This window comes from Chryseobacterium sp. 2P (assembly GCF_059579425.1).
Genome location: NZ_CM184194.1, coordinates 2,186,116 through 2,207,515, shown reverse-complemented (window position 1 = coordinate 2,207,515; position 21,400 = coordinate 2,186,116). Strand labels below are relative to the sequence as shown.

The following is a 21,400-nucleotide window of genomic DNA, read 5'->3' as shown; positions in this document are numbered from 1 at the left end:
CTGATCTTTAAACCTTAAACTTCAAATAATGAAGAGTATTTTAAACATCATAAAAGGAATAACATTTTCAGTCGCTGTTCTTGCCGCTGTATCATCGTGTATGGCGAGAAAAGAATACCACAGACCGGATAATGTGGTGGACGAAAAACTCTACCGTACAGATATGCTTCCTGCAGACAGCACCAATATCGCGAATGTTTCCTGGAAAGAGATTTTCACAGATCCTGTACTTCAGGGACATATTACAAAAGCTCTGGAAAATAATCTGGATATAAGAATTGCTTTGCAGAGTATAAATTCAGCAGAAGCTTATTTAAAACAAAGCAAGGCAGCGTATGAGCCAACGGTAACTGTAGGTCCCGGTTACACTTTCCAGACCCAGTCGCTGAATACACAGACAGGACGTTTGTTTGGTGACAGAAGATACATCAATCAGCTCGATATTACCGCAAGCATCGGTTTTGAAGCTGATCTTTGGGGAAAATTAAAGGCGCAGGAAAAAGCTCAGCTGGCGTCATATTTAGGAACGGTTGCTGCACATAAAGCGGTAAAAAGTGACCTTGTGGCTTCAGTTGCTTCTGCATATTATCAGTTATTGACTTTTGATGAGCAAAAAAGAATCATTACAGAAACCATCAAAGTCCGTGAGCAGAATTTGGAAACTACAAAAGCCCTGAAAACGGCGGGAACTTTAACAGAAGTGGCAGTTCAGCAGAGTGAGGCATTGGTGTATAATGCAAAATCCATGTTAATTGATATTGATACACAGATTCAGTTGCTGGAAAATACCATGAGTCTCTTACTGGGAGAACCTTCCCATGCAATAGAAAGATCTACACTAACAGCCCAGACTGTTCCGATTGATGTAAAACTGGGATATCCCGCTCAATTACTAGCAAACAGACCCGATGTTATGAGAGCAGAATATAATTTAATGAATGCTTTTGAACTTACAAATTCTGCAAAAGCCCAGTTTTATCCTACATTAAAAATTACAGGAAACGGAGGAATTCAGTCTTTGGATATCGACCATTTATTCAGTGTAAATTCACTTTTCGCAAGTGTTGTAGGCGGTTTGGCACAGCCGGTTCTGAATAAAAGAACCATCAGAACCAATTACGAAGTAAGTCTTGCCAATCAGGAAACCGCTTATCTGAATTTCCGAAAAGCCATTCTTACTGCAGGAAAAGAAGTTTCTGATGCCATAAGAGTCTATTCCGTTCAGGATCAGTACATCGATTTAAAGCAGAAAGAACTGGTGAATTATAAAAATTCTGTAAACTATTCTCAGGAATTAGTAAACTACGGAATGGCGAATTATCTTGAAGTACTCAATGCAAGTGTCAATTCTTTAAATGCAGAATTGAATATTGCCAATGCACAGTACAGTAAAATGAAAGCCGGAGTAGAACTTTATCAGGCTCTCGGCGGCGGTTGGAAATAAACTCTGACTATAAAAGTAAAAAGAAAGCGCATACGGATTTATTTCAGTATGCGTTTTTTATTTGGTCTTAAAAAATTCATTTCTGATAAAATATTTACAGATATTTCCATCAGTTTTTAAAGAAAATGTAATAAAATGTTTGTATATGTGGTTTAAATACTTACTTTTGTACGGCTTCGGAATTTTGAAGAAAAATCAGGGGGAATTAGCTCATCTGGCTAGAGCGTTAGACTGGCAGTCTAAAGGTGACGGGTTCGATCCCCGTATTCTCCACAAATATTGTTTAACTACTTGTAAACTATGAAGAAAATATTTTTACTTTTATTAACAGCTTTCTTATTCGTGGGTTGCAGCAAAGATGAAGATACGATTTATGATTTCATCGGAACCTGGGCGGGAACGTACGAAGGAACCGAAAAAGGCGACTGGAATGTGGTGGTAGCTACCGACGGAAAAGTAACCGGAACATTACATTCTGATCAGACAACAGAAAACTATTATATTTCAGGACATCTTAGCGAATCCGGAGATCTTGTTGCAACGATCGGTTTTCCTGAAGATGGCGAATTCAGAGGAACTTTCACAAGAGAAGACAAAAAAGCTACAGGAACATGGTCTAATGCCGTTCCTACGCCTACAAGATCCGGAACCTGGAAAGGTGCTAAAACTTCAAAATAAAAAGATTTTTACATACAATATAATAAAGCTATCCTTCTGGGATGGCTTTTTTTATTAAGTTTTTAAGCAGCGGTTATATGAAAAAAGACTTTATTGGATTTATTTAAAGTATTTCAAAAGTCTGCAAAGAGAAAAAATCTTTGATTTTTTTAACTCATGTGCTCTTTTTTTTTCAATTAAGTATTAAACTTAAAAAACTAAAGTGTTTAAATATTTTCCATCTTTTGTGGTAAAAAGTTTAAACATCTAATGTCTTTGTTAGGCTAAAAATCAACAGACAATTTTAAAAAGAAAACTTCGCATTCTTTAATATCATTCAAATCAACAGTCTTAAAATTTTTGTGGTATTTCTTACTTCAGCTCTGCGAAAGCATAATTTTATTATATTTGTATAGATTGTAAAATTCAGGGAAATATGATGAATAGATTTTTAGGCAAAAAAAAGTTTGTTAAAGACATATTTATTGTATCGCTTTTTTCCGTATTTATCATTTCCTGCGGAAGTTCAAAAAACGTTGTAAAAAGACCTCCGGTTACAAAAACCGTTGCAAAATCTGAAAATCTCAGAAAACTTGATTCCAGATTTGACGGGAAAATTTCAAAATCCATCAATGAACTCCTGAAAGACGCAGAAAAATATTTGGGTGCGCCTTATAAATTCGGCGGAAACACTTCTTCAGGTTTCGACTGTTCCGGATTTACCGTAAAAGTTTTTGAGGAAAATGACTTCAAACTTCCGAGAAGATCAGCAGATCAGGCAGAAGCAGGATCTCAGATTGACATCAAAGATGTAAAACCGGGAGATCTTCTGTTTTTCGCAACAGCAGGAGGAAGTAGAGTTTCACACGTCGGAATTGTTCATGACATCGGAAGTGACGGAGAAGTCAAATTTATCCACGCTTCCACATCAAAAGGCGTTATCATTTCTTCCTTAAATGAAACCTACTGGAACAAAGCCTATCTTCACGCGCAGAGAGTGCTGTAGTTTAAATTGTTTAGCTGTTTTGTTTTTCAATCTTTTAAACAAAGAAAATTTAATTAAATTCTGATAATCAAAACATTACAACTGTTTTTATATTACCTTAATAAACAGAAAAGGCATTGTATAACTTAAAAACATAAGATTTTTTAAAGTAAAAGAGTTTTGCTCCTTTAGGAGCAGAATCTGTGTAGAAATAGTAATAAAAAACTCGTAGGATTGATATCTGTAATGCGGTAATGTTCTAAAGATAGCGTTTCATGCTATCTAATACATCAATAGAAATGGGCTTTAACCCATTTTAAATAATTAAGAATACACTTGGCTTTAGCTAAAACAGATCATGAATTTCCGCTTTAGCCGATTTTGATTTGCTTAAATCGCATGTGGCTTATGCAATTAAATTAAAACATTGTTTAAAGCATCCGGAATAGTTTTAAACTAATTTAAGTTTAATCTTAAAACAAAAGAGTTTATTGGATTTATTTAAAGTACTTCAAAAATCTCCAAATAGAAAAAAATCTTTGATTTTTTTAAACTTAAGTGCACTTTTTTTCTATTTAACTATTAAACTAAACTTAAGAAACTAAAGTGTTTAAATTTTTTGCTTCTTTTGCGGTAAAAAAGTTTAAACAAGTTTCATTCTAAACAAAATACTTTCAAAAGGTTTTGCTGATCTTTTTTGTATCTTTGGCAGCGTATAATTTTTCAATTTAATATTAAATAATAAACATGTCGTTACAACAAACTATTGAAAATATCTGGGAAAACAGAGAACTATTGCAGAATGAAGACAGCCAGAAGGCGATTAGAGAGGTGATTTCTTTGGTTGATAAAGGAGAACTTCGTACCGCAGAACCTACAGAAAACGGATGGCAGGTAAACGAGTGGGTGAAGAAAGCAGTAGTAATGTACTTCCCGATTCAGAAAATGGAAACGATTGAAGTCGGTCCGTTCGAATTTCATGATAAAATGCCTTTGAAGAGAAACTACGCTGAAAAAGGAGTAAGAGTTGTTCCGCATGCAATCGCAAGAGAAGGAGCTTATATTGCGCCGGGAGTTATTATGATGCCGTCTTACGTAAACATTGGTGCTTATGTAGACTCAGGAACCATGGTGGATACATGGGCAACGGTTGGAAGCTGTGCGCAGATCGGTAAAAATGTTCACCTGAGTGGTGGTGTTGGTATCGGTGGTGTTTTAGAACCGCTTCAGGCAGCTCCGGTAATTATTGAGGACGATTGTTTCGTAGGATCAAGATGCATCGTTGTAGAAGGAGTTCATGTTGAAAAAGAAGCTGTTTTGGGAGCTAATGTGGTTTTAACGGCATCTACAAAAATTATTGATGTTACAGGTGAAACTCCGGTTGAGATCAAAGGAAGAGTTCCTGCGAGATCAGTAGTTATTCCGGGAAGTTATACCAAAACCTTTCCTGCAGGAGAATATCAGGTTCCGTGTGCATTAATTATCGGAAAAAGAAAGGAATCTACAGACAAAAAAACGTCTTTAAATGATGCGTTGAGAGAGAATAATGTTGCTGTTTAAGATGAATATTTTAAACTAAAAACCTCACATCTTGAAAGAAAAAATTCTTAAAATATTGCTAAACCCTAAATACATATTTGGGGTTTATCTTATTATAGCTGTTGCAACGGCGTTATCTAAATATTTCAGAGGACCACAGGCGATTAACAATTATCTGATTTTCAAAAATGTTTTTGTAAATACCTTCGAGCAGAAAAATCTCTACTTGCAGTATCCCGAAAGATACTTAGATGCCAATCATTATGGAATATTTTTCAGTATTCTGATTGCTCCTTTTGCTTTGATTCCCGATTGGCTTGGAATTTCTTTATGGAACGTTGCCAACGCAGCCATTTTCCTGTTTGCCATTTACAAACTTCCGTTTTCAGACGCTAAAAAAGCACTTTTTGCACTGCTTTGTCTTCAGGAATATATTACAGCGGCGGTAAGTCTTCAGTTCAATATTGCTTTGGTGGGATTGCTTATGTTGTCTGCCATTTTTATTTATGAAAAAAAAGAAGTACAGTCTGCTACAGCCATTTTAGTCGGAGTATTTGTAAAACTGTACGGAATTTTGGGACTTTCGCAGTTTTTCTTTATCAAAAACAAGCTCAAATTTATTCTGTCCGGAATTGCAGTTGCGGTTTTATTTTTTGTATTACCGATGGCAATTTCCAGCCCACAGTTCGTTGTACAGAGCTATACAGACTGGTTCCATTCTCTGGCGGAAAAAAACGGACTCAATCAAAGTCTGGATTCTTATCAGGACATTTCTTTAATGGGATTTGTAAGAAGAATTTTACAGGATGCTTCAATCTCCAATCTTACTTTTATGGCTTTCGGAGCGCCTTTGTTCTTTTTACCGTATGTGAGGATTAATCAATATAAGAATTATGCATATCAATTGATGATTCTAGCCTCAACACTTCTTTTTTTAGTATTGTTCAGTTCAGGATCAGAATCTCCAACGTACATTATTGCTGTGGCAGGAGTGATGATCTGGTTTTTCCTTCAGAAAAAAAGAACACCGATTGTCTATGCTATGTTGATTTTCGTAATTATTCTTACCTGTTTTTCGCCATCAGACTTATTTCCAAAATTTATAAAACAGAATTATATCGTTAAATATTCTCTAAAAGCTTTACCTTGCATCGTTGTCTGGTTCAGGATCATTTATGAACTGGTAACAAAAGACTTCGAAAAAGACTACAGCCTGAACTGATTATGAAAAAAATTTCAATTGTAATTCCTGCGCATAACGAAGAAGGAAATGTGGCTTTGGTTCATCAGAAAATTAAAGAAGTTTTTGATGGACTGGATGATTACGGCTTTGAAATTATTTTCGTGAACGACGGAAGCCGCGACAAAACCCAGCAGAAGCTCGAAGAACTTTCCGCAAAATATGACGAAGTAAAATTCATTGAGTTTTCACGTAATTTCGGACATCAGCCTGCGGTAAAAGCAGGAATGGACAACGCTTTCGGAAATGCGGTCATTTCCATGGACGGCGATCTGCAGCATCCTCCCGAAATGATTCCTGAAATGATCCGGAAATGGGAAGAAGGCTACGACATTGTTTTTACGATTCGAACCTATCCGAAGCAGATTTCTTATTTTAAAAGAAAAACGTCCGACTTTTTTTATAAAATCCTGTCGAGTTTGTCCGATGTTAATTTAACAAAAGGAGGCGGATCAGATTTCAGACTGATGGATGCAAATGCCGTGGAAGTCATGAGAACTTTCAACGAGGATGACCTCTTTTTACGGGGTTTAACCAGTTGGATGGGCTTTAAACAGACCGGAATTGAATTTACAGCCAATGAAAGACTTTCAGGCGAAAGCAGCTATAACCTCAAGAAAATGATCACTTTTGCATTTACGGGAATTACGGCATTCAGTGTAAAACCATTGTATATTGCAGCCTATTTAGGATTTCTTTTTTCAGCATTTTCAATTGTCGGATATGGTTTGTACGTCATTTATTCCTTTGTGGCAGAAACAGAAATTTCAGGTTGGGCTTCATTAATTATGACCATCGTATTTTTTGGCGGTCTGCAACTGATTATTTTAGGAATTATGGGAATTTATTTAGGCAAAATTTTCAAGCAGGTAAAAGAAAGACCAAATTATATCATCAAAAATAAAAATTTTTAAATGGTTTTATTAAGTTTTGACATCGAGGAATTTGATATGCCATTCGAATACAAAGGAGAAATTTCCTTTGAACAGCAAATCTCAATTTCACAGAAAGGCGTTGAAAGAATTTTAGATATTCTCAACAAACACCATGCAAAAGCAACGTTCTTTTCAACAGTCGTTTTTGCAGAAAACAGCAAAGAACTCATCAGAAGACTTTTAAATGAAGGCCACGAATTGGCTTCTCACACATGGTTTCATTCAGATTTTGAAGAAAAACACCTTAAAGAATCCAAAGAACGGCTCGAAGAACTGTTTTCAACACAGGTTACAGGACTTCGAATGCCCAGAATGATGCCTGTCAGCAAAAATGCTGTGGAAAAAGCAGGATATTCTTACAATTCGTCCATCAATCCGACCTATCTTCCCGGAAGATATAACAATTTAAAAGTATCGAGAACCTACTTTAACGAAGGAAAAGTAGTGCAGATTCCGGCTTCCGTTTCGCCCAATTTCAGAATCCCGTTATTTTGGCTGAGTTTTCACAATTTTCCATTATTTTTCTACAAAAAACTGGCTTCAGACGTTTTGAAAAAAGACAAATATCTCAACATCTACTTTCATCCGTGGGAATTTGCCGAAATAAAAGATGAAGCCTTTAAATTACCCGGTTTTACCGTAAAAAATTCCGGAAATGATATGATAGAAAGATTTGATGAATTTGTTTCGTGGTTAAAAAGTAAAAATCATTCATTCGGAACATTTCAGGAATTTCAAAAACAAATACAGCCATGAAGATAGCATTTGATGCCAAAAGATTTTTTCATAATACCTCCGGTTTAGGAAATTATTCCCGTGATCTCGTTAGAATTTTAGCACAGTATTTCCCTAAAAACGAATACATTCTGCTCAACAAAAACAAATCGGAAAGAGGTTCGGATATTTTAGAAAATTCCAACGTTCATTTTGTGGAAACTTCCAAAGGAAAAATGTCCCGACAGTTTAAAATGGGGAAGGATGCGCAGAAACAGAACGCCGATATTTTTCATGGATTATCCGGCGAATTGCCTTTGAAATGGGATAAAAAACCCATCAAAAAAATTGTCACCATTCACGACCTTATTTTTGAGAGATATCCACAATATTATTCCTTTTTCGACCGTAAAATTCACTTCTGGAAATTCAGGAAAGCCGCCAATTCTGCCGATAAAATCATTGCCATTTCAGAACAGACCAAGCGCGATATTATCCAGTTTTTAAAAGTTCCCGAATCGAAGATCGAAGTCATTTATCAGGGATGCCATAAAGCGTTTAAAGAACAGCAGTCCGAAGAATTCATTCAGAAAACCAAAGAAAAATACAGTCTTCCTGAAAAATTCATTCTCAATGTCGGAACCATCGAAGAACGTAAAAATCTTCTCAATGTGGTAAAAGCGTTGAAAGACACGAATATTCCACTCGTGGTTGTCGGCAAAAAAACAAAATATTTCAGGAAAGTAGAACAGTTTGTTCAGCAGCATAAAATCAGCGTGCAGTTTCTCGAAGGAGTTTCCATGGATGAACTCGCTGCAATCTACAAACTTGCCGACATTTTCGTTTATCCAAGCTTTTTCGAAGGTTTCGGAATTCCTGTCATCGAAGCATTATTTTCAAAAACAGTAGTTATTACAAGCAACACAAGCTGTCTTCCCGAAGCGGGCGGACCAGATTCTGTATACGTAGATCCGGAAAATCATCTCGATATTCAGTCTAAAATTAAATTTTTATGGGACAATGAATCCGAACGTAAACGCCGTGCTGATAAAGGTTTTAACTTTGTTCAGCAGTTCAATGACGAACCGATTGCCAATAATCTGATGAACCTTTACCGAAAAATTATTTCGTAAATTATTTGGCAGTTTAAAAATAAGCCCTACATTTGTAGCTCAATTTTCAACAATGAAACCGAATTTTTTAACAGTACATCATTATCATCATCATCTCTGCTAAGACGGAATTGATTGATATGTACTTATGTTAAAAATCAAAATAATTAAAACCGTCTGAGTAAACAGGCGGTTTTTTGTTTCTAAATTCATCCCGGGCAATTTATTTCCAAACCATCTTTTTACTCAGACACAACAAAAAAGTGAAATGAGTAAATTAAAAATAGCCATACAGAAAAGCGGTCGCCTTTACGAAGAATCTCTTCAGCTCTTAAAAGACTGCGGTATTTTCGTTAATAACGGAAAAGACCAGTTAAAAGTTTCCGTAGAAAATTTCCCGATGGAAATCATGTATCTCAGAAATTCAGATATTCCTCAGTATCTGGAAGATGGAGTGGTAGATATTGCCATTGTAGGAGAAAATCTTCTGGTAGAAAAACAGAAAAAAATTGAAATCGTTCAGCCTTTAGGATTTTCAAAATGCAGGGTTTCTCTGGCAGTTCCGAAAGAAATTGAAACCGATGAGATCACTTATTTTCAGGGAAAAAAAATAGCCACTTCTTATCCGAATACCCTGAAAAACTTTTTGGATAAAAACAATATTTCCGCAGACATTCACATTATTTCAGGCTCTGTAGAAATCGCTCCCAATATCGGTCTTGCCGACGGAATCTGCGATATTGTAAGCTCAGGAAGCACCCTTTTCAAAAACGGATTAAGAGAAACCGTTACCATTCTTACTTCTGAAGCTGTTCTGGCAAAAACATTCAGACTGGATGAAGAAAAAACCAGAATTCTTGAAAAATTTCTCTTCAGAATTAAAGCCGTTCTTAAAGCAAAAAATTCAAAATATATTCTCATGAATGTTCCGAACGACAAGATCGGAAAAGTTTCAAAAGCGCTTCCTGTGCTGAAAAGTCCTACGGTAATTCCTTTGGCGGAAGAAGGATGGAGCAGCATTCATTCCGTGATAGACGAAGCGCGTTTCTGGGAAGTGATTGATGAACTGAAAGACAAAGGAGCGCAGGATATTTTAATAATTCCAATCGATAAAATGGTGATTTAATATGCAAGTAGAAAGATATCCTGAAAGGGAAAAATGGTCTGAATTAACAAAAAGACCCGTTATAAAAAGAGAACAATTAACAGAAATCGTTGCCGGAATTTTCGATGAAGTGAAGAACAACGGAGATCAGGCGCTGATTGATTTTGCTAAAAAATTTGATTCCGCTGAAATAAACAACATTAAAATTTCTGAAGAAGAAATTGAAACCGCTGAAAATCTGATCAGTGAAGAACTGAAAACAGCCATTAAGGAAGCAAAATCAAATATTACCAAGTTTCACGCTTCACAAATTCCTACAATCGAAAAAATAGAAACGACAAAAGGAATAGTTTGCTGGAGAGAAAACCGAGCTATTGAAAAAGTAGGAATTTATATTCCGGGAGGAACAGCCCCGTTATTTTCTACGGTTTTAATGCTTGCCATTCCGGCTCAGTTAGCGGGTTGTAAAGAAATTATTCTCTGTACGCCACCCGATAAAAACGGCAATGTAAATCCTGCCATTTTATATACGGCAAAATTGTGCGGAGTAACGCAGATTTTCAAGACAGGAGGCGCTCAGGCAATTGCAGCAATGACTTTTGGAACCGAAAGCATTCCGAATGTTTATAAAATTTTCGGGCCGGGAAATCAGTATGTTGTAGCCGCTAAAGAATATGCGCAAAACTACAATATTGCCATTGATATGCCTGCCGGACCAAGTGAAGTTCTTGTGATTGCTGATGAAAATGCGGTTCCTGAATTCTGTGCAGCAGATTTGCTTTCTCAGGCAGAACACGGAAGCGACAGTCAGGTGATTTTCCTTTCCACAGATGAGAAAATTCTTAATGAGACCATTCTGGAAACCCAAAAACAGCTTGAAGTACTTCCGAGAAATGAAATGGCAGCAGAATCTTTAAAAAATAGTCATTTTATTTTACTGAATTCAATTGATGAAGCTTTGGAATTCAGCAATTTGTACGCTCCGGAACACTTGATTTTAGCTGTTAATGATTTTGAAAACTCTATTCCTAAAATTCAGAATGCCGGTTCTGTGTTCTTAGGAAATTATTCATGCGAGAGTGCGGGAGATTACGCAAGCGGAACCAATCACACCCTTCCGACGAACGGTTTTGCGAAAAATTACAGTGGGGTTTCTCTTGACAGTTTCGTGAAGAAAATCACTTTCCAGAATCTGTCGGAACAGGGATTGAGAAATTTAGGAAAAACGATTGAAATAATGGCGGAAGCAGAAGGATTATTCGCTCACAAAAATGCCGTAAGTATCAGATTAAAAGAACAGAATGAAAGAATTTAATATCAAAGATTTAGTACGAAAAAATATTCTTGAACTGCAACCTTATGTGAGTTTCAGGGACAACAATACATTTGAAAATCCTGTTTTTCTGGATGCGAATGAAAGTGCTTTCGGAGAACTGAACCGCTATCCGGATTCTACTCAAAAAGAATTGAAAGAAAAATTGGCTGCACTGAAAAATGTTTCGGCTAAACAGATTGCAGTGGGAAACGGAAGCGATGAACTGATTGATCTTATCGTGAAAGTTTTTTGTGAACCGAAAAAAGATGCTGTTCTGATGATGAATCCTTCTTTTGCGATGTACGGATTCTATGCTTCAGTCAATGAAAATAAAGTGATCAAACTGAATCTGGATGAAAATTTTGGAATCGATAAAGAAGAGTTTTTAAAAATCTCAAAAGAGGAAAAACCAAAAGTTTTCTTTTTATGCTCGCCCAATAATCCTACCGGAAATTCTATTGAAGACATTGAATTTTACATTCAGAATTTTGACGGAATTGTTGTGGTTGATGAAGCTTATATTGAATTTTCAGGAAAGAAATCGTGTATTGAACTGTTGGAAAAATTTCCTAATCTTATCGTTCTTCAGACGTTTTCCAAAGCTTGGGGAATGGCGGGAGCAAGAGTCGGAATTGCATATGCTTCAGAAGAGATTATTCAACTGATCAATACAGTTAAATCTCCGTACAATGTTAATTATTTAAGTTTAAATAAAATATCGGAACTTATTACTAATAAAGAATTTATAAAATCTAATATAGAAAATACTTTAAATGAAATTTTCTGGTTAAGAAATGAATTAGAGACAATAAACTGTATCAAAAAAGTATTTCCAAGCGATGCTAATTTCTTCCTTATTCAGTTTGAAAACGTGGATAAGGTGTACCGGAAATTGCTGGAAAATGAAATTCTGACGAGCAAAAGAAGTCCGCAGATTCCGGATTGCATTAGAATTAATGTGGGTAAAAGAGAAGAAAACAATAAGCTGATTAACGTTTTAAAAAGTATTTAATTAAATCTGAAAGCTCACAGATTTTTAAAACCTGTGAGATGTAGAAAAAGTAAAAGAAAAGTAAAATGAAAAAAGTATTATTTATAGACCGTGACGGAACTTTAATCCTAGAACCGCCCATTGATTTTCAGGTTGATTCTCTTGAAAAGCTCGAATTTTATCCCGGAGTTTTCCAGAATCTTGCCCGAATTGCCAGAGAACTTGATTTTGAACTCGTGATGGTAACCAATCAGGATGGTTTGGGAACCGAAAGTTTTCCTTATGAGGATTTCATCAAACCACAGGAAAAAATGTTAAAAGCTTTTGAAAATGAAGGAATTGTTTTCAGTGATATTCTGATTGACAGAAGTTTTGTAAGCGAAAACCTGCCCACAAGAAAACCGGGAACCGGAATGTTGGGGAAATATATTTACGGAGATTACGATCTTAAAAATTCATTTGTGATTGGAGACCGGCTTACAGATATTCAGTTGGCGAAAAACTTAGGCTCAAAATCCATACTGATCAGTAAAGTTCAGAATGATGAAGCCGATTTAACAACAGAAAACTGGAGTGAAATTACACAGTTTTTGACGAATATTCCGCGAAAAGCCAAAGTTTCAAGAAAAACCAATGAGACAGAAATTGAAGTTGAAGTTAATCTTGATGGAAGCGGAGCCTCTGAAATTTCAACAGGATTACACTTTTTTGATCACATGCTCGAACAGATTTCCAAACACGGCAATTTAGATTTAAAAATTAATGTCAAAGGAGATTTACAGGTTGATGAACATCACACCATTGAAGACACGGGAATTGTTCTTGGTGAAGCTGTTTTGAAAGCTTTGGGAAAGAAAAAAGGAATTGAACGTTACGGCTTCCTGCTTCCGATGGATGATTGTTTGGCGCAGGTTGCAATTGATTTCGGAGGAAGACCGTGGTTAATGTGGGAAGCAGATTTCAAACGTGAGAAAATTGGCGATGTTCCGACTGAAATGTTTTATCACTTCTTTAAATCCTTCACCGATTCTTCAAAGTGTAATCTCAACATTAAAGTGGAAGGAGATAACGAACACCACAAGATCGAATCTGTGTTTAAAGCATTTGCCAAAGCGGTAAAAATGGCAGTAAAACAGACCGATAAGAATTTTAATTTACCATCAACCAAAGGAAGTTTATAATGATTGCCATCATCAAATACAACGGCGGAAACGTCAGTTCCGTACAGAATTCATTGAACAGATTAAGTGTAGAATCTGTGGTAACCGATGATTTTGATCTGATAAGAAAAGCCGACAAAGTGATTTTTCCGGGAGTGGGTGAAGCATCTTCTACCATGAAATTACTAAAGGAAAAAGGTCTGGATCAGTTAATTCCGACTTTAAAACAGCCGGTTTTAGGCGTTTGTCTGGGCATGCAGCTCATGTGTAAAAATAATGAAGAAGGAAATACAGTCGGGATGGGAATTTTTGATATCGATGTAAAAAAGTTTCCTGCAAAGAATATCGTTCCGCACATGGGATGGAATACAATTTCAGATTTTAAATCCGGAATATTTTCAGGCATTGAAGAAAACTGTGATGTGTATTTTGTTCACAGTTTCTACTGCGAATTATCGGAAAATACAACGTCAGTTTGCGATTATATTCTGCCGTTCAGCGCATCTCTGCAAAAGGATAATTTTTATGCGATGCAGTTTCACCCTGAAAAATCAGGAGATATAGGAAGCCGTTTACTGGAAAACTTTTTAAAACAATAAAACCTGAATATGAAAATTATTCCCGCTATAGACATCATCGACGGAAAATGCGTCCGTTTGTCGAAAGGAGATTATGATACTAAAAAAATCTACAATGAAAATCCGCTTGAAGTTGCCAAAGAATTTGAAAGTTTTGGCATACAATATCTTCATCTGGTGGATCTTGACGGTGCAAAATCGAAGCATATTGTTAACCAAAAAGTTTTAGAAACCATTGCAAAAGAGACTTCTCTGGAAATTGATTTCGGGGGCGGACTGAAAACTCTGGAAGACATTGAAATTGCCTTTAATTCGGGAGCAAAACAGATTACCATCGGAAGTATTGCAGTTCAGGATCCTGATTTCTGTTTTGATTTAATTGAAAAATATGGTTCCGATAAAATCATTCTCGGAGCCGATTGCGAAAAACGCAAGATAAAAACTTCGGGCTGGCTGGAAGAAAGCCAACTGGATGTGATTGATTTTATTCTCAAATATAAAAATAAAGGAATTAAAAACGTGATCTGTACGGATATTTCCAAAGACGGAATGCTTCAGGGTGCGTCGGATGAATTGTATAGAGAAATTGTAGAAAAAACAGCGGTTCAGTTAATTGCAAGCGGCGGCATTTCGTGTATTGAAGATGTTGAACAGATGAAAAACATCGGCTGTTCCGGAACAATTATCGGAAAGGCAATTTATGAAGGCAGAGTAAGTTTGCAGCAACTCCAAAATTTTATTGAAAATGCTTAAAAAAAGAATCATTCCGTGTCTGGATATCAAAGACGGAACTACGGTAAAAGGAATTAATTTTGAAGGATTAAGAAATGCGGGAGATCCTGTAGAACTTGCCAAAAGATATGAAAAAGAAGGCGCAGACGAATTGGTTTTTCTGGATATAACCGCAACGATAGAAGAACGGAAAACTTTTGCCGGACTGGTACAGAAAATCGCAGCAGAATTAAGTATTCCTTTTACAGTCGGCGGCGGAATTTCTACGGTGGAAGATGTAAGAAGACTCTTAGAAGCAGGAGCAGACAAGATCAGTATCAATTCTTCGGCGGTTAAAAATCCGGTTTTAATTTCAGAGTTGTCAAAAGAATTCGGAAGTCAGTGTGTTGTGGTTGCAATTGATACGAAATTAGTGAACGGATCAGACTGGGTTCACGTAAAAGGAGGAAGGGAAATAACGGATCTGAAGACATTAGACTGGGCAAAGAAAGCAGAAGAACTGGGAGCGGGAGAAATTCTTCTCACCTCGATGGATGGCGACGGAACCAAAAACGGTTTTGATCTCAGAATAACTAAGTTGATTTCCGAAAGTGTAAATATTCCCGTCATTGCTTCCGGAGGTGCAGGAAAAATGGAAGATTTTGAAGCCGTTTTTAATCAGACAAAAGCAACAGGAGCTTTGGCGGCAAGTATTTTCCATTTTGGAGAAGTGAAGATTCAGGATCTCAAAAATAATTTGAAAATTAAAAAAATTGCAGTACGATGAATATCGATTTTAATAAAAGTGAAGGCTTGGTTCCGGTTATTATTCAGGACGACAGAACGTTGCAGGTTTTAATGTTGGGCTACATGAATGAAGAAGCTTTTGAAAAAACCAAAAAAGAAGGAATTGTAACGTTTTTCAGCCGTTCCAAAAATCGACTTTGGACAAAAGGTGAGGAGTCCGGAAATTTTTTAACCGTTAAAAATATTGCGATAGACTGCGATCAGGATACGATTTTAATTAAAGCAATTCCTACAAACGTTGTTTGCCACACCGGAAGTTTCAGTTGTTTCGGCGATAAAGATTCTAAAGGTTTTTTGTATGAACTGGAAGAAAAAATAAGCCAAAGAATTGATGAAAAAACCGAAGGATCCTACACGTATTCATTATTCCAGAAAGGCATCAATAAAATGGCTCAGAAAGTAGGAGAGGAAGCCGTAGAAGTGGTGATCGAAGCCAAAGACAACAATGACGATCTGTTTAAAAATGAAGCGGCAGATCTGCTGTATCACCTTTTGATTTTACTGAAAACCAAGAATTTTACACTGAAAGATATTGAAGAAATTTTGCTTTCCAGAAACCGATAAAGTTGTATTTTTATCTCTAAACTCATTAAGAATCAACCGCAAAAGAGGCAAAAGACCATTATGTTGTAAGAATTAGAATATTCAAAGCTATCAAAAGAATAAAATCGAAGATTTTTTGAACTGTTTTAAATGAAATTTCAGCTTATTTTTGTCACTTATGTGTTTTAAATACAATTCATTAAAAAATTATCCCATGAAAGAAGACAACAAAGAAAATCAGCAATCCAAAACCGAACCGGAAAGTAAAGGAAAAATTAACCCTGAAAAGGGAAAAGTAAAAGAAGTAAAACCTCCCAATTCTGATGCTGCAAAAGGCGGTACAAGAGCCGGATAAATTAAAAGCCAGTCGGATTTTTCGGCTGGCTTTTTTAGAACAATTTGATTATCTCTATTTTTTCGATGCGACAGCGAAATGCTGCAATGCGCCGATTGCCGCTTTACCGATATTAAAAACATACTGCACATCAGTATTCGCAAAAGTATCATCTCCGGTATGAGGAAGATCACTTCTTAGATATTCGAAAAATCCGGTGATTACTTTACCCTTTTTTTCAAAAGAAATGTAATCCGTATCTTCTGCGGGATCAATTTTAGCCTGTAATGGAGAATACAGTGTTGTGCAGGTCATTAATTCTTTTGTTACCTGTTTAGAAGCTCCATTATTTTTGGAATTTCCTCCCTGATCTTCGTCACAAAAAACAGTATCATTGAACATTCCTTTTTTCCCCCCGACCTGATCCAGATTGAAGACCATTTTTATATCAACCTGCCTTGTTTTATTCTGATAAACGACTTCATTTACATAATGTCTGCTTCCGTATAATCCTTGTTCTTCACCCGAAAAATGAATGAATTTTATGGAATATTCAGTTGGGATATCTTTCAGGATTTTTGCGGCTTCCAGAATAATGGATGTTCCGCTTCCGTTATCGTTTACTCCGGGACCGTTAATACTGTCGAAATGTCCGCAAATAATGATGTATTTATCAGGATATAAAGTTCCTTTCTTAGTAATGATAAGGTTTTTAGATTTTAATTTTCCTATGGAAAAAGGATCTTCTTCCATCTGGTTCTCGGAATATCCGTAAGATAAGTATTTATTTTTGATCCAGTTCAGGGCGTTGTCATTTTCTACAGAACCTGTAGTTTTAACACCCAGTTTTTCAAATTCCTTTAAATTGGATATGATGTCCTCTTTTTTTAATAAGTTAACTTTGTCCTGATAAGCCTGAATAAATGTTTGTGCCTGAAATCCAACGGCTGTTACAGAAAAAAGAAAAATGGCTGTTAATTTTTTGAAATTCATATTGGTAATTAGTTTACTATTTTACAAATATAGAAATAAAAAATCCTGAGAAAGAAACTCAGGATTTTGCTTGACCGTTGATTATTTTCTGATAATTATTTTTCTTACCGCTTTTTGGTCTTTTGTTTTAATCGTTGCGATATACGTTCCGTTTGGTAATTCTGAAACATTTACTTTCGTTTCATTTTCCTTATTTAAAATAAGCCTGCCGTTTATATCTGAAATTTCAAGACTGAAATCTTTAATATCTTCCGGAAGTTCGACATTTAAATAATCTTTCGCAGGATTGGGATAGATCTTTATAGATTCTATAGAATTTCCGGAAAGTAATGCTTCTTTTTTCTGTAAAGAATTTGCTGCTACTGCAAAGTGCTGTAAAGCTCCCAAAGAAGCTTTTGCTACATTGTAAATATAAACAGGATCTGTATTAGCAAATGTATCATTTGAAGAATGAGGATAATTACTTCTGATTTTTTCAAAAAAACCTGTAATAATTTCGCCTTTTCTTTCAAAAGGAATATAATCTGTAGCTTCAGCCGGATCTACCGCCGTTAAAAGAGGAGAATACAAAGCGGTACAGTTGCGCAATTGCTGTGTAACGTCTGCTGAAGCTGCATTATTACTGGAAAGACCTCCCTGATCTTCGTCACAATAGATCGTATTGTTATTATTGCCCATTTTTCCGCCAACCTGATCCAGATTGAAGACTAATTTAATGTCTAATTTCTTAATATTATTTTGATAAACAACGTTATTTACGTAATGTGAACTTCCAATAAGTCCCTGTTCTTCACCAGAAAAATGGATGAATTTAATCGAATATTCTGTAGGAACGTCTTTTAAAATTCTTGCCGCTTCCAGAATGATGGATGTTCCGCTGCCGTTATCGTTTACTCCGGGACCGTTTATAGTGTCGAAATGTCCGCAAATGATAACGTATTTATTAGGATAAACGGTTCCTGTTTTTGTGATGATTAAATTTTTTGAACTTTTGCCGTTGTAAGTGAAGGCATCTTCCGAAATCTGGTTTGAAGAATATCCGAAACCCAGATATTTATTTTTAAGCCAGTTGAAAGTATTATTATTCGCAGTTGAGCCGGTGGTTTTAATCCCTAAATTGGCAAAATTCTGTAAGTTTGTTGTAATATTGGTCTGTGTTACCATATTAGCTCTGTCCTGATAAGCCTGAATAAAAGATTGTGCATTGAAGCTTAAAGCCGATAAAGAAAAGAGCAGAATTGTAGAAGTCTTTTTCATTTTGATATTAATTTTTGTAATTTGATTGGTATACAAATGTAATAATAAAAAAATCCTAAACAAAAGTTCAGGATTTTAATTTTATAGAGAATTAAAAAATTATTTACCGATAATTATTTTTCTTACCGCTTTTTGGTCTTTTGTTTTAACAGTTGCCATATAAACACCGTTTGCTAATCCTGAAATATTAACTTTAGCTTCATTCTGTTTGTTTAAAACAAGTCTGCCGTTCATATCCGAAATCTCAAGACTGAAGTTTTTAACGTCTTTCGGAAGATCAACATTTAAAAGATCTTTCGCCGGATTGGGATAAATCTTTACGGTTTCCAGATTATTAACTGTCTTTTCATCCGTCGCCAATAAACTTGTAGAGGCTGTTGAAAAATGCTGTAAAGCTCCTACAGCCGCCTTTCCTACGTTGAAAACATAAGTAGGATCTACATTCGCAAAAGTATCATTTACGGTGTGTTCATTATAACTTCTTGCTGTCTCGTAAAAGCCTGTAATAATGTCTCCCTTGGCTTCAAAAGGCATATAATCGGAAGAGTAGGCGTTCGACATAACTGTCTGTAATGGTGAATACAGCGTTGTACATGCTGCAAGCTGCTGTGTAACGGAAAGAGAGGCTGCATTGTTTGCGGTTTGCCCGCTTTGGTCACTTTCGCAGTTGATGGCAACATTCGAATTGCTTATTTTTCCACCTACCTGATCCAAATTAAAAACCAGTTTGATATCCAACTGACGGACACTGTTCTGGAAAACCACACTGTTTACATAATGTGCGCTTCCTTGTAATCCCTGTTCTTCACCGGAAAAGTGGATAAATTTAATGGAATATTCAGTCGGAACATCTTTTAAAATTCTTGCCGCTTCCAGAATAATAGAAGTTCCGCTTCCGTTATCACTTACTCCGGGACCTGTAATGGTGTCGTAATGTCCGCAGATAATAACGTACGTATTCGGATAAACGGTTCCTGTCTTGGTAATGATTAAATTTTTAGAACTTGTAGAGCCAAATGTGAAAGGATCTTCTACCATCTGACTTGATGTATAACCGTAAGACTGATATTTTGCTTTAAGCCAGTTTAATGCATTGGTGTTGGCTGCAGAACCCGTTGTTTTTACGCCAAGATTCCCAAATTCCTGAAGTAAGGTTGTTATATTGGTCTGGGTAACCAAATTGGCTCTGTTCTGATAAGCCTGAATAAAACTTTGAGCCTGAAATGCATATGTTCCTAATGAAAACAGCAGTAGAGTAGTTATTTTTTTCACTTTAAAGGAAAATTTTATAAATTTAATAATATTACGCAAATGTAAATAATAAAAAAATCCCAAGCAAAAAACCTGGGACTTATATTGATAACAAAAATTTTACATTATTTTACTTGATCTACAACTGCTTTGAAAGCTTCAGGGTGATTCATTGCTAAATCTGCTAAAACTTTTCTGTTAAGCTCAATGTTGTTCTTTTTAAGAGCTCCCATAAATTGAGAGTAAGACATTCCGTGCTCTCTGGTTCCCGCGTTGATACGAGTGATCCAAAGTGCTCTGAAATTTCTTTTCTTCTCTTTTCTACCACGGTAAGCATATTGCATTGCTTTTTCTACCGCGTTTTTAGCTACTGTCCAAACGTTCTTTCTTCTTCCGAAATAACCTTTAGCGTGCTTAAAAATTTTCTTTCTTCTAGCTCTTGAAGCTACCGAATTTACTGATCTTGGCATAATTTAAATTGTTTTTTTGAAATGTGCGGTAATTATTTCATTACTCTTAGTGGCTCCATTTCAGGGTTAAAATGTTGAATTTGTTTGAATTCTTATAAACCGACTATAGATTTATAAAAACTACTTAATTGCTAATTGACGCAATACGCTTTTCTCGTCCACAGCAGCAACGTAAGAAGTCGTAGTAAGATTTCTCTTCTGCTTCGTTTCTTTCTTCGTTAAGATGTGGCTTTTGTAAGCGTTCTTTCTTTTGATCTTACCAGATCCGGTAAGAGCAAAACGTTTCTTAGCACCTGATTTCGTTTTTAATTTTGGCATTGTTTTGCTTTTTATTGTTTTGTTATCAATATCTTAATTACATTTTTTTTCAAAGTATTCTACAAACGTAAAAGGATTTTTCTTAAATTCTATTTCACCTTTTTCATATGCTTCATTTACTTTTGGGCATTTATCTTTAAAATAATTCAAAAGCATTTTTACATTAGCTTTCTTTTGAAAAGTATTTACAGTTAAAGGTCCGGCATCCATTATTGAAGTTACAATATTTCCCGGATCATTTTTATATTGAAAAACATAAACTGTTTGTAGCGTTTCATTTGAATAAAAATTTCCATTTCTAAAAGAACTTTCTATACTTGTATTTGAAAACGTATAAACATTTACTTTTCCACTATAAATTTTATAAAGCCATTTTTTAGCATTTTTAAATTCTACAATAGATATTGGTTCTGCTAAAGCGATTTTATCACCTTCTCTATATTCGATCTTACTTAAATCTTCCAACGAAACCTGCTGTTTTTGTCCATCTTTCGATTCTTTATAGTCAAGTAAATTTTTTTTATTTACTTTGGCTAATTCATCTGCAAATCCATTTACTACTTTTCCATTTTTAAAAGTAAGAGTAGCTTGAAACTTTTGACCATAAAAAAAGCTGGACAAAACAAGTCCTGTCAGTACGATAATACTTTTTTTCATTTGTGTTATTTATTAATCCGCAAAATTACGGAAAAATTTCGATATTTAAAAAAGATTTTTTGAATAGAATAGGGAAGTGTATGAAGCTTTATATATTACCGTTTTTGTGAGATAAATTTTATTTGAAGCTGTTTCCTGCTTTCCACTGTATCTTTTTGGTTGCGGACTCCGCTTAGCTCCGCCCGCAACCAAAAAGGATGTCGTTACAATCAGGGCTAGAGTGGCAGTTCCCAATATAAATAACCGGATTCGGGAATAAATAAGTCTTGTTAAACGCAACGTTA

The 21,400-nt window shown here is 35.6% G+C and carries 23 protein-coding genes and 1 tRNA gene; 18 read left to right on the top strand and 6 right to left on the bottom strand.

Features of this window, described 5'->3' with window-relative positions:
• Window positions 1-28: 28 nt before the first annotated feature.
• From AC52CF_RS10115 to AC52CF_RS10030, 18 genes are all read left to right on the top strand, one after another.
• Entirely contained in the window at window positions 29-1,444 is a 1,416-nt protein-coding gene (locus AC52CF_RS10115; RefSeq protein WP_214589712.1) for an efflux transporter outer membrane subunit, read from the top strand.
• A 199-nt stretch (window positions 1,445-1,643) separates the two neighbouring features.
• Window positions 1,644-1,717, top strand: a tRNA-Ala gene (locus AC52CF_RS10110).
• A gap of 27 nt (window positions 1,718-1,744) precedes the next feature.
• Window positions 1,745-2,122 carry a hypothetical protein gene (locus AC52CF_RS10105; protein ID WP_214589713.1) on the top strand — a complete coding sequence of 126 codons (378 nt, stop codon included), beginning with the start codon at window positions 1,745-1,747 and terminating at the stop codon, window positions 2,120-2,122.
• 418 nt (window positions 2,123-2,540) lie between these two features.
• Complete coding sequence (locus tag AC52CF_RS10100) at window positions 2,541-3,107, top strand: C40 family peptidase (protein ID WP_214591082.1); 567 nt, start codon at window positions 2,541-2,543, stop codon at window positions 3,105-3,107.
• A 726-nt stretch (window positions 3,108-3,833) separates the two neighbouring features.
• A complete protein-coding gene (locus tag AC52CF_RS10095; protein WP_076390279.1) occupies window positions 3,834-4,646 on the top strand; it encodes a 2,3,4,5-tetrahydropyridine-2,6-dicarboxylate N-succinyltransferase in 813 nt (270 codons plus the stop codon).
• Window positions 4,647-4,677: 31 nt separating this feature from the next.
• Window positions 4,678-5,847: a glycosyltransferase family 87 protein gene (locus AC52CF_RS10090; protein WP_214589714.1), complete on the top strand. Its 1,170-nt coding sequence runs from the start codon at window positions 4,678-4,680 to the stop codon at window positions 5,845-5,847.
• A 2-nt stretch (window positions 5,848-5,849) separates the two neighbouring features.
• On the top strand, window positions 5,850-6,779 hold the full coding sequence (locus AC52CF_RS10085; protein WP_214589715.1) for a glycosyltransferase family 2 protein: 930 nt from the start codon (window positions 5,850-5,852) through the stop codon (window positions 6,777-6,779).
• Complete coding sequence (locus tag AC52CF_RS10080) at window positions 6,780-7,556, top strand: polysaccharide deacetylase family protein (protein ID WP_214589716.1); 777 nt, start codon at window positions 6,780-6,782, stop codon at window positions 7,554-7,556.
• Window positions 7,553-8,647 (top strand): glycosyltransferase family 4 protein, encoded by a 1,095-nt coding sequence (locus tag AC52CF_RS10075; protein WP_375181884.1) that lies wholly within the window; start codon window positions 7,553-7,555, stop codon window positions 8,645-8,647. The genes AC52CF_RS10080 and AC52CF_RS10075 overlap by 4 nt, the downstream gene beginning before the upstream one ends.
• A 247-nt stretch (window positions 8,648-8,894) precedes the next feature.
• Window positions 8,895-9,752 carry an ATP phosphoribosyltransferase gene (hisG, locus tag AC52CF_RS10070; RefSeq protein ID WP_375181885.1) on the top strand — a complete coding sequence of 286 codons (858 nt, stop codon included), beginning with the start codon at window positions 8,895-8,897 and terminating at the stop codon, window positions 9,750-9,752.
• 1 nt (window position 9,753) lies between these two features.
• Window positions 9,754-11,046 (top strand): histidinol dehydrogenase, encoded by a 1,293-nt coding sequence (gene hisD, locus AC52CF_RS10065; protein WP_496518144.1) that lies wholly within the window; start codon window positions 9,754-9,756, stop codon window positions 11,044-11,046.
• Entirely contained in the window at window positions 11,033-12,058 is a 1,026-nt protein-coding gene (gene hisC, locus AC52CF_RS10060) for a histidinol-phosphate transaminase (protein ID WP_496518143.1), read from the top strand. The genes hisD and hisC overlap by 14 nt, the downstream gene beginning before the upstream one ends.
• Window positions 12,059-12,123: 65 nt before the next feature.
• Window positions 12,124-13,218: a bifunctional histidinol-phosphatase/imidazoleglycerol-phosphate dehydratase HisB gene (gene hisB, locus AC52CF_RS10055; RefSeq protein ID WP_496518142.1), complete on the top strand. Its 1,095-nt coding sequence runs from the start codon at window positions 12,124-12,126 to the stop codon at window positions 13,216-13,218.
• On the top strand, window positions 13,218-13,796 hold the full coding sequence (gene hisH, locus AC52CF_RS10050; protein ID WP_496518141.1) for an imidazole glycerol phosphate synthase subunit HisH: 579 nt from the start codon (window positions 13,218-13,220) through the stop codon (window positions 13,794-13,796). Before hisB ends, hisH begins: the two co-directional genes overlap by 1 nt.
• 9 nt (window positions 13,797-13,805) lie before the next feature.
• Entirely contained in the window at window positions 13,806-14,528 is a 723-nt protein-coding gene (hisA, locus tag AC52CF_RS10045; protein ID WP_496518140.1) for a 1-(5-phosphoribosyl)-5-[(5-phosphoribosylamino)methylideneamino]imidazole-4-carboxamide isomerase, read from the top strand.
• On the top strand, window positions 14,521-15,273 hold the full coding sequence (gene hisF, locus AC52CF_RS10040; RefSeq protein ID WP_496518139.1) for an imidazole glycerol phosphate synthase subunit HisF: 753 nt from the start codon (window positions 14,521-14,523) through the stop codon (window positions 15,271-15,273). Before hisA ends, hisF begins: the two co-directional genes overlap by 8 nt.
• A complete protein-coding gene (hisIE, locus tag AC52CF_RS10035) occupies window positions 15,270-15,857 on the top strand; it encodes a bifunctional phosphoribosyl-AMP cyclohydrolase/phosphoribosyl-ATP diphosphatase HisIE (protein WP_496518138.1) in 588 nt (195 codons plus the stop codon). Before hisF ends, hisIE begins: the two co-directional genes overlap by 4 nt.
• 193 nt (window positions 15,858-16,050) lie before the next feature.
• Window positions 16,051-16,191, top strand: coding sequence for a hypothetical protein (locus AC52CF_RS10030; protein ID WP_165762986.1), 141 nt, complete (start codon window positions 16,051-16,053; stop codon window positions 16,189-16,191).
• Window positions 16,192-16,245: 54 nt separating this feature from the next.
• Here AC52CF_RS10030 and AC52CF_RS10025 read toward each other — a convergent pair whose 3' ends face one another.
• The 6 genes from AC52CF_RS10025 to AC52CF_RS10000 all read right to left on the bottom strand — a co-directional run bounded on the left by AC52CF_RS10025 (window position 16,246) and on the right by AC52CF_RS10000 (window position 21,116).
• Window positions 16,246-17,163 carry a M28 family metallopeptidase gene (locus tag AC52CF_RS10025; RefSeq protein WP_496518137.1) on the bottom strand — a complete coding sequence of 306 codons (918 nt, stop codon included), beginning with the start codon at window positions 17,161-17,163 and terminating at the stop codon, window positions 16,246-16,248.
• 81 nt (window positions 17,164-17,244) lie between these two features.
• Window positions 17,245-18,420: a M28 family peptidase gene (locus tag AC52CF_RS10020; RefSeq protein ID WP_496518136.1), complete on the bottom strand. Its 1,176-nt coding sequence runs from the start codon at window positions 18,418-18,420 to the stop codon at window positions 17,245-17,247.
• A 99-nt stretch (window positions 18,421-18,519) separates the two neighbouring features.
• Window positions 18,520-19,692 (bottom strand): M28 family peptidase, encoded by a 1,173-nt coding sequence (locus tag AC52CF_RS10015; protein ID WP_496518135.1) that lies wholly within the window; start codon window positions 19,690-19,692, stop codon window positions 18,520-18,522.
• 104 nt (window positions 19,693-19,796) lie between these two features.
• Window positions 19,797-20,141 (bottom strand): 50S ribosomal protein L20, encoded by a 345-nt coding sequence (rplT, locus tag AC52CF_RS10010; RefSeq protein ID WP_029293267.1) that lies wholly within the window; start codon window positions 20,139-20,141, stop codon window positions 19,797-19,799.
• A 120-nt stretch (window positions 20,142-20,261) separates the two neighbouring features.
• Window positions 20,262-20,459: a 50S ribosomal protein L35 gene (gene rpmI / locus AC52CF_RS10005; protein WP_076390550.1), complete on the bottom strand. Its 198-nt coding sequence runs from the start codon at window positions 20,457-20,459 to the stop codon at window positions 20,262-20,264.
• A gap of 33 nt (window positions 20,460-20,492) precedes the next feature.
• Window positions 20,493-21,116 carry a hypothetical protein gene (locus AC52CF_RS10000; protein ID WP_375181491.1) on the bottom strand — a complete coding sequence of 208 codons (624 nt, stop codon included), beginning with the start codon at window positions 21,114-21,116 and terminating at the stop codon, window positions 20,493-20,495.
• Window positions 21,117-21,400 lie beyond the last annotated feature (284 nt).

Excerpts from the sequence above, each read along its gene's own strand:
- AC52CF_RS10115 (WP_214589712.1), top strand. The coding sequence starts at position 29 with ATGAAGAGTATTTTAAACATCATAAAAGGAATAACATTTTCAGTCGCT.
- AC52CF_RS10105 (WP_214589713.1), top strand. The coding sequence starts at position 1,745 with ATGAAGAAAATATTTTTACTTTTATTAACAGCTTTCTTATTCGTGGGT.
- AC52CF_RS10100 (WP_214591082.1), top strand. The coding sequence starts at position 2,541 with ATGAATAGATTTTTAGGCAAAAAAAAGTTTGTTAAAGACATATTTATT.
- AC52CF_RS10095 (WP_076390279.1), top strand. The coding sequence starts at position 3,834 with ATGTCGTTACAACAAACTATTGAAAATATCTGGGAAAACAGAGAACTA.
- AC52CF_RS10085 (WP_214589715.1), top strand. The coding sequence starts at position 5,850 with ATGAAAAAAATTTCAATTGTAATTCCTGCGCATAACGAAGAAGGAAAT.
- AC52CF_RS10080 (WP_214589716.1), top strand. The coding sequence starts at position 6,780 with ATGGTTTTATTAAGTTTTGACATCGAGGAATTTGATATGCCATTCGAA.
- AC52CF_RS10075 (WP_375181884.1), top strand. The coding sequence starts at position 7,553 with ATGAAGATAGCATTTGATGCCAAAAGATTTTTTCATAATACCTCCGGT.
- hisG (WP_375181885.1), top strand. The coding sequence starts at position 8,895 with ATGAGTAAATTAAAAATAGCCATACAGAAAAGCGGTCGCCTTTACGAA.
- hisD (WP_496518144.1), top strand. The coding sequence starts at position 9,754 with ATGCAAGTAGAAAGATATCCTGAAAGGGAAAAATGGTCTGAATTAACA.
- hisC (WP_496518143.1), top strand. The coding sequence starts at position 11,033 with ATGAAAGAATTTAATATCAAAGATTTAGTACGAAAAAATATTCTTGAA.
- hisB (WP_496518142.1), top strand. The coding sequence starts at position 12,124 with ATGAAAAAAGTATTATTTATAGACCGTGACGGAACTTTAATCCTAGAA.
- hisH (WP_496518141.1), top strand. The coding sequence starts at position 13,218 with ATGATTGCCATCATCAAATACAACGGCGGAAACGTCAGTTCCGTACAG.
- hisA (WP_496518140.1), top strand. The coding sequence starts at position 13,806 with ATGAAAATTATTCCCGCTATAGACATCATCGACGGAAAATGCGTCCGT.
- hisF (WP_496518139.1), top strand. The coding sequence starts at position 14,521 with ATGCTTAAAAAAAGAATCATTCCGTGTCTGGATATCAAAGACGGAACT.
- hisIE (WP_496518138.1), top strand. The coding sequence starts at position 15,270 with ATGAATATCGATTTTAATAAAAGTGAAGGCTTGGTTCCGGTTATTATT.
- AC52CF_RS10030 (WP_165762986.1), top strand. The coding sequence starts at position 16,051 with ATGAAAGAAGACAACAAAGAAAATCAGCAATCCAAAACCGAACCGGAA.
- AC52CF_RS10025 (WP_496518137.1), bottom strand. The coding sequence starts at position 17,163 with ATGAATTTCAAAAAATTAACAGCCATTTTTCTTTTTTCTGTAACAGCC.
- AC52CF_RS10020 (WP_496518136.1), bottom strand. The coding sequence starts at position 18,420 with ATGAAAAAGACTTCTACAATTCTGCTCTTTTCTTTATCGGCTTTAAGC.
- rplT (WP_029293267.1), bottom strand. The coding sequence starts at position 20,141 with ATGCCAAGATCAGTAAATTCGGTAGCTTCAAGAGCTAGAAGAAAGAAA.
- rpmI (WP_076390550.1), bottom strand. The coding sequence starts at position 20,459 with ATGCCAAAATTAAAAACGAAATCAGGTGCTAAGAAACGTTTTGCTCTT.
- AC52CF_RS10000 (WP_375181491.1), bottom strand. The coding sequence starts at position 21,116 with ATGAAAAAAAGTATTATCGTACTGACAGGACTTGTTTTGTCCAGCTTT.